General features: G+C 42.1%; 11 protein-coding genes. 2 read left to right on the top strand and 9 right to left on the bottom strand.

Going from position 1 to position 12,896, the window contains the following annotated elements:
• Positions 1 to 106: 106 nt before the first annotated feature.
• From ribBA to glyA, 5 genes are all read right to left on the bottom strand, one after another.
• Positions 107 to 1,222, bottom strand: a complete 1,116-nt coding sequence (gene ribBA, locus IT970_RS12155; protein WP_065979732.1) for a bifunctional 3,4-dihydroxy-2-butanone-4-phosphate synthase/GTP cyclohydrolase II — start codon at positions 1,220 to 1,222, stop codon at positions 107 to 109.
• A 42-nt stretch (positions 1,223 to 1,264) separates the two neighbouring features.
• A complete protein-coding gene (locus IT970_RS12160) occupies positions 1,265 to 1,918 on the bottom strand; it encodes a riboflavin synthase (RefSeq protein WP_036966322.1) in 654 nt (217 codons plus the stop codon).
• Positions 1,919 to 1,922: 4 nt separating this feature from the next.
• Positions 1,923 to 3,062 (bottom strand): bifunctional diaminohydroxyphosphoribosylaminopyrimidine deaminase/5-amino-6-(5-phosphoribosylamino)uracil reductase RibD, encoded by a 1,140-nt coding sequence (ribD, locus tag IT970_RS12165; RefSeq protein ID WP_036966319.1) that lies wholly within the window; start codon positions 3,060 to 3,062, stop codon positions 1,923 to 1,925.
• A 2-nt stretch (positions 3,063 to 3,064) separates the two neighbouring features.
• Complete coding sequence (nrdR, locus tag IT970_RS12170; protein WP_036966316.1) at positions 3,065 to 3,514, bottom strand: transcriptional regulator NrdR; 450 nt, start codon at positions 3,512 to 3,514, stop codon at positions 3,065 to 3,067.
• A gap of 108 nt (positions 3,515 to 3,622) precedes the next feature.
• Entirely contained in the window at positions 3,623 to 4,879 is a 1,257-nt protein-coding gene (glyA, locus tag IT970_RS12175; RefSeq protein ID WP_036966312.1) for a serine hydroxymethyltransferase, read from the bottom strand.
• A 294-nt stretch (positions 4,880 to 5,173) separates the two neighbouring features.
• Here glyA and IT970_RS12180 point away from each other — a divergent pair, with 294 nt between their 5' ends.
• Positions 5,174 to 5,542, top strand: coding sequence for a hypothetical protein (locus IT970_RS12180; protein WP_036966310.1), 369 nt, complete (start codon positions 5,174 to 5,176; stop codon positions 5,540 to 5,542).
• 35 nt (positions 5,543 to 5,577) lie between these two features.
• Here the strand turns inward: IT970_RS12180 and thrC are convergent, their stop codons facing one another.
• The 4 genes from thrC to IT970_RS12200 all read right to left on the bottom strand — a co-directional run bounded on the left by thrC (position 5,578) and on the right by IT970_RS12200 (position 10,836).
• Positions 5,578 to 6,861, bottom strand: a complete 1,284-nt coding sequence (gene thrC / locus IT970_RS12185; RefSeq protein WP_065979731.1) for a threonine synthase — start codon at positions 6,859 to 6,861, stop codon at positions 5,578 to 5,580.
• A gap of 18 nt (positions 6,862 to 6,879) precedes the next feature.
• Positions 6,880 to 7,806, bottom strand: a complete 927-nt coding sequence (gene thrB / locus IT970_RS12190) for a homoserine kinase (protein WP_196857371.1) — start codon at positions 7,804 to 7,806, stop codon at positions 6,880 to 6,882.
• A gap of 9 nt (positions 7,807 to 7,815) precedes the next feature.
• Positions 7,816 to 10,233, bottom strand: a complete 2,418-nt coding sequence (thrA, locus tag IT970_RS12195; protein ID WP_118844589.1) for a bifunctional aspartate kinase/homoserine dehydrogenase I — start codon at positions 10,231 to 10,233, stop codon at positions 7,816 to 7,818.
• Positions 10,234 to 10,461: 228 nt separating this feature from the next.
• On the bottom strand, positions 10,462 to 10,836 hold the full coding sequence (locus IT970_RS12200; protein ID WP_036966301.1) for a response regulator: 375 nt from the start codon (positions 10,834 to 10,836) through the stop codon (positions 10,462 to 10,464).
• Positions 10,837 to 11,071: 235 nt separating this feature from the next.
• Between IT970_RS12200 and IT970_RS12205 the strand changes: the two genes are divergently transcribed.
• On the top strand, positions 11,072 to 12,835 hold the full coding sequence (locus IT970_RS12205; protein ID WP_036966299.1) for a sensor histidine kinase: 1,764 nt from the start codon (positions 11,072 to 11,074) through the stop codon (positions 12,833 to 12,835).
• The last annotated feature ends 61 nt before the right edge of the window (positions 12,836 to 12,896 follow it).

Raw genomic sequence — 12,896 nt, forward strand, 5'->3', positions numbered from 1 at the left:
GTTACTTTCAACGCTTACTGCCTTGAATTTACATGCAATAGGCCAAGAATACCTTGGCCTTAAAATTAGCTTGCTAGTAAATTTTGTTAACTAAGCTGTGCGTTAATTAAGACTGCGGCTCAACGTAATCAACCACTTCTAAGTGGAAACCAGACAATGCATGATACTTCTTCGGACGACTCATCAAGCGCATTTTCTCAATGCCAAGGTCTGCTAAAATTTGTGACCCCACACCCACTGTGCGTGACGTGCCTTGGAATTTACGATGACTGACATTTTCACCCGCATCTTCTGCTGCAAATGCTTTGACCGTTGCTTCAAGATCTTCGGTTGATTCTTGTTTACCTAAGATAACCAATACGCCGTTATGCTCAGCAATATAGGCCATTGCATCTGATAAACTCCAGCTACGATCTGCGCTGCGGTCTGACAGTAAAATATCGTTAAACGTACTTTGTAAGTGAACACGTACTAACGTAGCGTCATCTTTCGATACGTCGCCTTTTTGCAATGCATAGTGGAGCTGACCATCAATGGTGTCTTTATACGTTACTAAATCGAATTCACCGTGATCGGTTGGCAACTTACATTTTGCAACACGTTCAATGGTGGTTTCGTTTAGATTTCTGTACTCGATTAAATCAGCAATTGTACCAATCTTCAGACCATGCTCTTTAGCAAACACTTCAAGGTCGGGACGACGGGCCATGGTGCCATCGGCATTGAGAATTTCAACAATAACAGAAGAAGGCTCAAGACCAGCCAAGCGCGCTAAATCACAGCCCGCTTCAGTGTGACCCGCACGGGTAAGAACGCCACCAGGTTGTGCCATAATAGGGAAAATATGACCCGGCTGTACGATATCACTTGGCACAGCTCCTTTCGCGATGGCCGCTTGCACTGTGCGTGCACGGTCAGCAGCTGAAATACCGGTTGTTACGCCTTTTGCAGCTTCAATCGACATTGTAAAGTTTGTTGAGAAAGCCGCTCCGTTATTTTTAACCATTAACGGTAATTCTAACTGCTGACAACGCTCTTGAGTCATGGTTAAACAAATTAAACCACGACCATGCGTTGCCATAAAATTGATAGCATCTGCACTTATGTGCTCTGCTGCGATAATTAAATCGCCTTCATTTTCTCTATCTTCATCGTCCATTAAAATAACCATTTTACCGGCTTTAATGTCATCGATAATTTCTTGCGCGCTGTGTAAATTCATAATGTGCCCATGAGAGTATGATTAATAATGACGTATCTTCGCTTATTTAATAAAACCAGCTTGCGCTAACAAGCTCATAGATATGTCTGAACGGGAAGGTTGTTCAGCCCCTTTGATCAGGCGCTCTAAGTAGCGAGCAATTTGATCAACTTCTAAGTTAACCTGCGTGCCCACTTGAAATTCTGCAATCGTCGTTTGCTCAGCGGTGTGTGGAACAATGGTCAGCTTGAAGCGATTTTGCTCGACCTCATTCACCGTTAAACTAATTCCATCTATACATACCGACCCTTTATACGGAATGTATTTCATTAAATTATGGTCGGTACTTAGCCAGTACTCTGTTGCTCTGGCATTGGCGGTAATGCTTTCAACTGTCGCGATGCCATCAACATGGCCTGACACTAAATGCCCACCAAGGCGAGAAATTGGCTGCATAGCCTTTTCTAGATTCACGGTTTGGCCTTTTTTATAGTGCGCAAACCCTGTCAGGCTAATGGTTTCATTTGATAAATCAGCACTGAAGCCATCGCTATGTTTAGTAACCACTGTTAAGCACACACCATTTGTTGCAATACTGTCGCCTAATTTTACGTCTTTCATATCCAAATCATTACTTTGAATACGAATAGCGAGATCACCTTGTTTTTGTGTTAATTCAACAATTTTACCTGTTGCTTCAATTATTCCAGTAAACATAATGCTACTCTTTATCTTCAGTGTGTGTGGCTTGCTTTGCTTTGTACGCTGTTAAGCGGATATCGTCGCCAATTATCTGTGTGTCGGTAAACGTTAATTGAGTGACATCACCCATGGCTGTTACTTCTGCAAAGTTTAGTAAGCTTTTGCCCATATCACCTATTAACTTTGGGGCAATATAAACAATGTATTCGTCAATTAGGTCTTGCTGTGCAAAAGCGCCCGCTAAGGTTGCTCCTGCTTCAAGCCAAATATGATTAAATTGTAATTCGGCTAACCGTGCTAAAACGGCCGATAAATCAACTTTATTTTTGTTAGCTGCCACCACTTCGTGTTTTACAAAATGTGGCCATTGCTGCTGATTATCAAGCTGTGTTGTGAAAATAATCACCGGACTCTCAATACTAAATAAAGCGAGATCTGGGGTGAGTCTGTTTTGCGAATCGATAATCACACGTGTTGGCTGACGTATCGGCAATGATGTTGGCATTGCAAATGGCAGCTCTTCAGTACGCACATTTAATTTGGCGTTATCACTGATAACGGTATCTGCACCACTCAAAATTGCGCAGCTTTGTGCGCGAAATGCTTGAACGTCTTGGCGTGCTTGCGGACCCGTGATCCATTTACTTTGGCCGTTATTAAGTGCCGTTTTTCCATCTAAACTACAGGCCATTTTACAGGTAACAAAAGGCAACCCTGTTTCCATTCGCTTCAAAAAGCCTTTGTTTAAATCGCGCGCCTGTTGCTCAAGTAACCCAGAGGCAACGTCAATACCTGCATCAGCCAATATTTGTAAGCCACGGCCACTGACTGCTGGATTTGGGTCTACCATTGCAGCAATCACTTTACTCACACCGGCCGCTTTTAGACCTTCAGCACAGGGCGGAGTACGACCATAATGACTGCAAGGTTCAAGCGTCACATAGGCTGTTGCCCCTTTGGCATTATCGCCAGCAACGGCCAGTGCATTCACCTCGGCATGACCCTGCCCGGCAAGTTGATGAAAACCCTCACCAACTATATGGCCGTCTTTAACAAGTACACAACCCACATTAGGGTTTGGCGTCGTGGTAAAACGGCCCTGTTTGGCAAGCTCAATAGCGCGTGCCATATAAATGCTATCAAGTTCAGTGAACGACATGCTTAATCACCTAAACGGGCAATTTCTTCGCCAAACTCACGAATATCTTCAAATGAGCGATATACTGAGGCAAACCTAACATAAGCTACTTTATCAAGCTTTTTGAGCGATTCCATAATACACTCGCCGATTAAATGGCTTGAGATTTCACGCTCTCCGGTGGCACGTAGCTGTGATTTAATCACGTTGACGACTTCTTCGATTTGCTCTGTACTCACTGGGCGTTTTTCTAATGCGCGGTGCAGACCATTTAATAATTTGTCTTCGTTAAAAGGTTCTCGACTACCGTCTTGCTTTATCACCCTTGGCATAACAAGTTCAGCACCTTCAAAGGTGGTAAAACGCTCGTGACATTCGTTGCATTCGCGACGGCGTCTAACTTGGTGACCACCGCCAACAAGTCGTGAATCGATTACTTTAGTATCTTTTGCTGTGCAAAAAGGGCAATGCATAAGGTTAAACTTCCGTTTATAAAAAACAAAAAAAGACCGCTTAGTAAGCGGCCTTTATAATAGCAAAAAACAACACTATTGTTATCTTAATTACGGTTTAACCAGCAATTAAGCGTAAACAGGTAGTTTTTTACAGATTGCTTTAACTTTCTCTTTTACTTCTGCTTGTACTGATGCATCGTTGATGTTGTCTAGTACGTCACAGATCCAGCCAGCAAGTTCTTTAGACTCAGCTTCTTTGAAACCACGGCGCGTAATTGCCGGAGAACCAATACGAAGACCCGACGTTACAAACGGTGAACGTGGGTCATTTGGTACTGAGTTTTTGTTTACTGTGATGTTTGCATTACCAAGGGCAGCGTCAGCATCTTTACCTGTGATATCTTTATCAATTAGGTCTAGAAGGAATAAGTGGTTGTCTGTTTTACCAGAAACAACTTTATAGCCACGCTCTTGTAACACTTCAACCATTGCTTGTGCGTTTTTAACCACTTGCGCTTGGTATGTTTTGAATTCAGGCTGTAATGCTTCTTTAAACGCAACCGCTTTAGCAGCGATGATGTGACATAAAGGACCACCTTGGCCACCCGGGAATACGGCGCTGTTAAGCTTTTTATAGATCTCTTCATCACCACACGCAGAAACAATTAGACCGCCACGAGGACCCGCTAATGTTTTATGAGTTGTTGTTGTAACAACATGCGCGTGAGGGATTGGGCTTGGGTATACGCCAGCCGCAATAAGACCTGCAACGTGTGCCATATCTACGAATAAGTACGCATCCACTTTATCAGCGATTTCACGGAACTTAGCCCAATCAACGATACCTGAGTATGCAGAGAAACCCGCAATGATCATTTTTGGTTTGTGCTCTAGTGCTAGTGCTTCAACTTGAGCGTAATCAATTTCGCCCGTTTCTTCATTTAGGCCATATTGAATTGCGTTGTACGTTTTACCAGAAAAGTTAACGTGTGAACCATGCGTTAAGTGGCCACCATGAGCTAAGCTCATACCTAGTACGGTGTCATGTGGCTGAAGAAGCGCTTGGAAAACAGCCGCATTAGCTTGTGAACCAGCGTGCGGTTGTACGTTTGCGTAGTCTGTGCCGAATAACTCGTTTGCACGGTCAATTGCTAATTGTTCAACAACGTCAACGTGCTCACAACCGCCATAGTAACGTTTGCCTGGATAACCTTCAGCATATTTGTTTGTAAGCTGAGAACCCTGTGCTTCTAGCACGCGTGGGCTACAGTAGTTTTCAGACGCGATCAGTTCGATGTGCTCTTCTTGACGAGCCGTCTCTTTAGTGATGGCTGCAAATAACTCTGGATCGAAATCCGAAATATTCATGCTACGTTCTAACATGGGGTCTCCTAAGGCAACGTGTATGGTGTTTTTTTGAAGGCTATATTGTACGCTGAAAACGCACATTTGCCTATCGTGTAAAGATGAACATATTTAAACAGGGATTGAATTTATTTCACAGTGTTTTAATAATGATATTTTTTTATTGATACATAACGAAAATTTATGAATTTAAAATATTACATAGGTTTTTAAAATGTCATTTGCATAAAAAATAGCACACAGGCATTGCTTTTTACTATTTTCAAACTACCCTAATAGTCTTAATAAATATCAAGGATGGTATAAAATCTCATGTTAGCAAAACCTCTTTACGAAGCCGCCCCCTATGGCTACTTTATCCTCGGCATCAGTTGCATCACATTAGCGAATAATGTGGTGCCTACAGTCATTGGTATCGTACTCTTTTTACTGGGTGCAAATATTTGGCGAATGCGCTCAAATGCAAGACGCACAGATCATTCGAGTCAACGAGTAAATCAAAGAAAGCTCTATTATTACTATGAATTTAAACCATTTATTGTTTTTATTGCGGCATATACCTTGATCCAATGGACACAAAATGAACTTGTTTCAGTGATTGGCGTGTTACTGTGTATTACCGCTGTGGTGATTCTTGTGATGCGGATTTTAAACCGGCATAGTCATTCAATATTGCATTAAAAAAGAGCGGCTTAGCCGCTCTTTTTTATGGTTTTTTACGCCAGTTTTTTTAACAGCTCAGTACGCAAAAGCTGGTAATCACACACAATATCTTCTGCAAGACATTGCTTTGCTAACGCATCTGCTAAAGGCTTTGGCATCGGTAACTCAATCTCGAGTATTTCTTCCACGCTTTCTTTAAATTTAGCGGGGTGTGCCGTCGCTAAAAAGATACCCGCACTGCCCGGTGCAATGTTTTCTTTTAAGCCTTGGTATGCAATCGCAGTATGAGGCTCTGCAACATACCCTGTTTGATGAATTTTTTTCATCACCTCTTTGGTTGTCTCTTCATCGACACAGCTTGAATAAAAGTCATCATAACTAAACCATGCATTATCTAACATGTGCTGAACACGCGGCCAATTGTTTGGTTTACTCACATCCATCGCGTTCGATAACGATTCAATCGTTGCGTTAGGAGCCCACTCTTTATTTTGCAAGAAACGAGGCACCGTATCGTTTTGGTTGGTTGTTGCACTAAGTTTTGCCACTGGCATCCCTAGTACAGCGCCAATCATCGCAGCACACACGTTACCAAAGTTTCCACTTGGTACAGAGATATGCGCTTTAGCACGTTGCGCTTTTGGCAATTGTGCTATTGCTTCAAAGTAGTAACACACCTGTGCAACTAAACGGCTGATGTTGATTGAATTCGCTGAGTTTAACCCTAGCTTTTCTTTTACTTCATCATCGAGAAACGCTTGTTTTACCATGCTTTGGCAATCATCAAAGCTGCCATCAACCGCATAGCAATGAATGTTGTTGCCTAACGTAGTGAATAGTTTTTGCTGTGCTAGCGAAATTTTGCCTTTCGGATATAGAATAACCACATCAATATTCGGTTTGTTGTAAAAGGCATGCGCAACCGCAGCACCTGTGTCACCCGACGTTGCGGTTAGAATGGTAACTTTTTCTCCTTGGCTAAATTGTGCAAGACACTCTGCCATGAAACGCCCACCAAAATCTTTAAACGCTAATGTTGGCCCGTGAAAAAGCTCTAAACAGTAAATATCCTTTTCGACTTCAACAAGTTTTACATCAAAGTTAAACGCATTTTGTACCATCTCAGCAACGGTGTCTGCGGGTAATTCATCCCCAATCAAATGGGATAAGATTTTGCTACTGCGAGTAACAAAGTCCAAATCTAATAAAGCATCAATATCAGCAATAGGCGCCAAGCTATCTGGAAAGAAAACGCCTTGGTTACGACCCAAACCCGTTTTTACAGCTTCAATAAACGACACCTGTTGTGTTGCATCTTTTAAATTATGTAATTGCATTGTAGTTCCTTAAATTCTTTATAGCTGTCGTGTGCCAAGCTGATCAAGCTGGCAAATATGGCAAAAACCATGTTCATTAATGTAATTATCATTAAGCCACGCTGCGCATTGCTTAGCGGCTTCTAGACTTTTACACACTGTAAAAAGAGTCGGTCCAGCACCCGAAATACTCACAATCTCAGCGCCAAGTTCTGGTAAAGCATGCTTCGCCTCGCTAAACCCGTTTATAAGTGGCGCTCGGTGTGGCTCAGCAATTTCATCACGCATAATTGATAAGGCATCATCAAAACGCCCCGTCAGTAACAAGCTACTAAATGCAGACAATCTTTGTGCGAACTCGACACTGTCATGCATTGATAGTTGCGTGGGTAAAACCGAGCGAGCTTTTGCCGTATTAAGAGAAAAGCCAGGAAAAGCTGCCACGTAATACCAGCGCTCATCAACCGGTAACGCAATGGATTTATTGGGAATAAGATCGCCTGTTAACTGTAAACCACCTAGGTAACATGGCGTGATGTTATCGTAATGACGACCACCACTCACAATCGCCTCAAAATCAGCCATAAGTTCAATCAACTGCTCTTGCGATAAGTCAGTTTTAGCAAACTGATCAAGCGCAGCAAATGTGGCAACCACCGAGCATGCACTTGAACCAAGCCCAGAACCGATTGGTAAGTTCTTTTTAAGCTCTAGTTTCACGGTGGGCATGGCCGGTGCAACATGCGCTTTAAAATGAATAAGGCACTGATAGGAAAGATTTTCTTCTGCGTTAGCTGGTAACTTACTTGCATACTCTCCTGAGCACACAAATGTGTCTTGCTCAGCTGCAGATACCTCAACCACATCACCAAGTAGGCTGCCATCAATAGGTGCCAATGCGGCACCTAAAGCATCAAATCCAACCGCAAAGTTACCGATAGAAGCCGGTGCGTAAATACGGATCATAACCTTCTCCTAGCGTGATAATGTTTTTAAGATATCAGCAAATACACCTGCGGCAGTCACTTCTGCACCCGCACCATAGCCACGGATAACAAACGGACGAGGCTGATAATATTGGCTAAGAATCGCCAGTGCATTTTCACCATCACGAATATCATAAAGTGCATGCTTACTATCAACCGCTTCAATACCTACTTTGCAGTGACCATTTTCAATAATGCCAACATAACGCAGCACTTTACCTTCGCTTGCTGCACTTTGGATACGGTCATTAAAAGCAGCATCAAGACTGGGCAGCTTTTCCATAAACTCAGCAACCGAATCTCCCTCTGCAAACCCTGTTGGTAATACAGATTCAACTTCAATATCGCTTAACTCAAGTTCAAGTCCAGACTCACGCGCAATGATCAGCAGCTTTCTAGCAACATCGGTCCCCGATAAGTCATCACGTGGGTCTGGCTCAGTGAAGCCACTTTCTTTTGCCTTTACAGTTGCTTCGCTCAACGAGAGGCCATCTTGCAAAGCACCAAACATGTACGACAACGAGCCTGATAATATGCCGCTGAACTTAATAAGTTCATCACCCGCGCCAAATAATGACTTTAAATTATCAAGGACTGGTAAACCTGCCCCTACGTTGGTTTCGTATAAAAACTTACGGTTATTCTTTTGTGTCGCAGAAATCAAATCTTGATAGTACGCAAATGAGCTGGTATTTGCTTTTTTATTCGCAGCCACAACATGGAAACCAGCATTTAAGAAATCAACATACTGCGCGGCGAGTTTATCGGCTGAGCTACAATCAACAATAACAGGGTTGATTAAATGGTTTTGTTTCACAAATTGCTCAACGAGTTTTAAGTCAAAACCTTGCTCCGATATCGCTAATTTTTCTTGCCAATCACTAAAGGCAATACCGTCACTGTCGAGGTAGAGTTGTTTTGAGTTAGCAACACCGTACAAATTAAGCTTAATATTGCGCTTTTCAAGCCATGCTTGCTGGCGCTCAAGTTGCTGGATAAGCTCTTGGCCAACTAAACCACAGCCTAATAAGAACATATCGATTGATGGAATATGTGTAAAAAAGTTCTCGTGGCACACTTTCACAGCATCATTGCACAGCTCACCATCAATAACCGCAGAAATAGCACTCTCTGTTGAATCTTGGGCAATCGCCACAATGTTGACTTGCGCTTGCGCTAATGAAGCAAAGAATTTTGCTGCAAGACCCTTGTGCGCTCGCATATTGTCGCCCACTAGAGTAACAATCGCTAAATTACGTTGTACTTGAACGGGTTCAATAAGCCCAGCTTGCGACTCAAGTTCGAAAGCCGTTTGCAACGCTTCTAAAGCCAGCGCTAAATCACTTTCGTGAACACAAAAACTGATACTAAATTCACACGACGATTGTGTAATTAACACAATCGATACATTGTCATGAGCAAGGGCATTAAACACCTTTGATGCCATACCCACTTTACCTTTCATGCCGGGACCTGAGACCGTTAGCATTGCAAGGTTTTGTAAGCTTGATAACGCTTTAACCGGTTCTGATGATACGCTATCGTTACTGATCACAGAGCCTTCAGCGCGAGGGTTATGAGTATTTTTGATCTCGCAAGGTACGCCAGCTTTAGCACATGGCAAAATTGTTTTTGGGTGTAACACCTTGGCACCAAAGTAAGAAAGTTCCATCGCTTCTTTATAAGACAGCGAATCTACTTTAGAGGCTTTTTTGATATAACGCGGGTCCGCATTGTAAACACCGTCAACATCGGTCCAAATTTGACAAACATCGGCTTCTAAGCAGGCTGCAGCAATTGCTGCTGAATAATCAGAGCCATTACGGCCAAGTGTTGTAAGCTCGCCTTGCTCATTAGCCGCAGTAAAACCAGGCATGATGTAAATGGTACTTGGTGCTGCTTTTAATGCTTCACGAAAACGCAACTTACTCGCGGCTAAGTCTGCTTCTGCATCAATATATCCACCAACAGAAGCAATACAGTCAGTTGCTTCAAGGTAGTGCGCATTACTCTCTTTTAACATACGCTGCATGAGCGCTACACTCACTCGCTCACCAAAGCTAATAACATAAGCTTTAACTTGGTCTGGGCAGCACGTTAATAATGCAACACCATCCAATTTATTTTTTAGGTCATTTAAATTAGGCCAATTATCAACTGCGCCAAACTCTGCTTCTACATCCGCCTTTAACTGCTCACAACGATTAACCAGTGCATGCCATAACTCACTATAATCACGCCCCTGCTCTGCTGCACTCGCTAGCGCAACGAGTGAATCAGTCATGCCGCCCGGTGCAGAAAGCACTAATAGCATTTCATCTTTAAGTTCTTGTTTGACTAACTGAGCTACCTGTTGCAAACATGCGAAGTCAGCCAAGGACGACCCGCCAAATTTTAATACTCGCATTATTTATGTTTCCTCATCCCATAAACGAAAAAAGGCCTGTGTTCTAGTGAACACAGGCCTTTAATTTTGTTGCACCGACCTATGCCACTATCCCGTAAGGATGATGGTTGTAATAATAATGGTCGTTGCGTGATTAAATGTTTTCATAGCCCCTAGACTGCCTTAAAAACAGCCAGTCTGTCAACCCTTAATAAAAAGATAAATTATGCAATTAGGTTATATAAAGACTTAATGAATACCAAATTTATGCAAAGTTGTTTTTAAGCGGACAAGTTCTATCGGCTTATCAATAAAATCAATGGCACCAAGTTTTGCGACTCGTTGCTTCATTTCTGTTTGAATATCCGCCGAAATAACCAACACAAAACACTCTATTTTTTCGGCTTTAATCGTTTCAAGTACAGCAACACCATCAACTTCTGGCATGGTTAAGTCGAGGCAAAGCAAATCAAAGTTTTGCTGCCGCAATAAAGCAAGTGCCTCACGGCCGTTACTGGCTTGTTTAATGTCGGCACTGATGCAGTCACCTAAACAGCGTACGACCTGTTTTCGGGCAACGTTTGAATCATCACAGACAAGCACTGAAAAATTAGAATTACTCATGAAATATACATCTTCGCTGTTGCAAACACAGCGTTAATAGAGGATAAATTAAAGATGACTAATTTTATATCACACTTTTTAAAAGGCAGTAAGGTCAAGTTTTTTCATGATTTAGTTACAATCTGTAAATGATCCCGTAAAAAAGGATATATTTATTTATTTTTAATCATTTATTAGCTAACTTTAGATTTAGCTGAATGTATTACAAATCTCACCAAGGAGCTATGGATAATCCATGCTACAAAAAAGCCTGTCAAAAAAATTATTAACCAGTGTGCTCTCGGTTTATTTTTTATTAACGTTTGTCGTTACGTGTGGGCAGGTTATTGCTGAGTACGTTAATACCAAAGATTACATTCGCGATGAATTAACCACGTTGCAAAAAACATTCAGTCGCAGCCTCACACGCGCCATTTGGGAGCTGAACACTAAGCAAACGATCACCACTGCTGAGGGGTTACTTGCGATCCCTATGATTGAAGGCATTATTGTGCGAGATGACAGTGGTGAAGTGTTATCACAATTAGGGCGCTCTTTAGACATACATGAGTTATACAGTCAGCAGCTAGTGCAAGAAGAGGCGATTATTGAAGACACCCCGTCAGGTTTATTTGGTTACACTTTCCCGCTGATTTTTGAGTTTTCAGGCAGAGCCACCCAAGTGGGTGATGTCACCCTATTTTCAAGCAGAGACGTCGTATTTAGCCGTATTATGATCTCGATTTATTTCTTAATCGGTAATGCGATGATCAAAACAACATTTTTGATCATCCTATTCTTAATTGCCTTTAGAAAACAGTTAACAGAACCCTTAGCCCAGCTCACAGAACAAATAGAAGATCTTGAACTCAATGATTTAGAAGGTCGCCATATCGACATTCAAACCAGTGAGCATAACGAATTAAAAGTGATGGAAGAGTCATTTAATCGCCTGATTGATAAAGTGGTACTGTACCGAGAAGAGCTTGAACATACACAAAAAGAATTACTGATAAGCAACGAAAAACTGGATCAACAAAACCTGCAATTAGAGCAGGAAGTCGCTCGTAAGACATCAAACTTGAGCCAAGCAATGATGGACTTACAGCAACAAAAATACGAGCTAGAAAAACAAAAGTTCACCTTAACTGAAGAAATCGATTTACGTAAACAAACCGAACAAGAGCTCATAACAAAGCAAACTGAACTACAGCGTTACCTTGATGAACTGAACATGGCCCAAGAGCGGTTAGTAGGCTCAGAGAAAATGGCCGCATTAGGCGGGCTTGTTGCCGGTATTACTCATGATGTAAACACCCCGATTGGTATTGGTGTTACAGCGACCTCTTTTTTACAAGAGCGCCTGAATCAAATTGAAGCAGCCTATAAAGACAAAACCCTTTCGCCGAAAGCATTAGAAGAGTTTATAAACGACGCAAAACAAAGCACCAGCTTATTAACCAGTAATTTAGACCGTGCTTCTGAGCTGGTCGCCAGCTTCAAACAAATCGCGGTAGACCAAGCCAGTGAAGCGGTGCGTACAATTAATTTTAAAGAGTATTTAGGCGAGGTGATCCGCTCGTTACACCCTAAACTTAAAAAAACATCGCACCATATAAACCTAGATTGCCCTGAAGACTTAACACTCAATTTACCTGCGGGGGCAATTAGTCAAATTTTCACGAACTTAATCATGAATTCACTCATTCACGGTTTCGAAGGCATAGAAAGCGGCATCATAGAGATTGTTATAAAAGAAGAAGACGATGAGGTTATCATCGACTTTAAAGATAACGGTAATGGTGTAACTCAAGAGCAGTTAGAAAAGCTATTTGACCCATTTTTTACTACCAAGCGCGACCAAGGCGGCAGCGGTTTAGGCACACACATTACTTTTAACTTAGTAAAACAAACGCTCAGTGGCGATATAGAAGTAACAAGCGAGCCTGGACAAGGGTTGCATTACCACATTAGTTTCCCTAAAAACATGCCAAAGCCACTTTCAATGTTTAATACATAAACAAAACCCCCTGATGCCGAAATCATTCATTTCGGCATCACTTTTTTATTGCTATGATTGG

The sequence above is a fragment of the Pseudoalteromonas sp. A41-2 genome, from assembly GCF_015767615.1.
In the GTDB taxonomy this organism is placed as follows: domain Bacteria; phylum Pseudomonadota; class Gammaproteobacteria; order Enterobacterales; family Alteromonadaceae; genus Pseudoalteromonas; species Pseudoalteromonas lipolytica.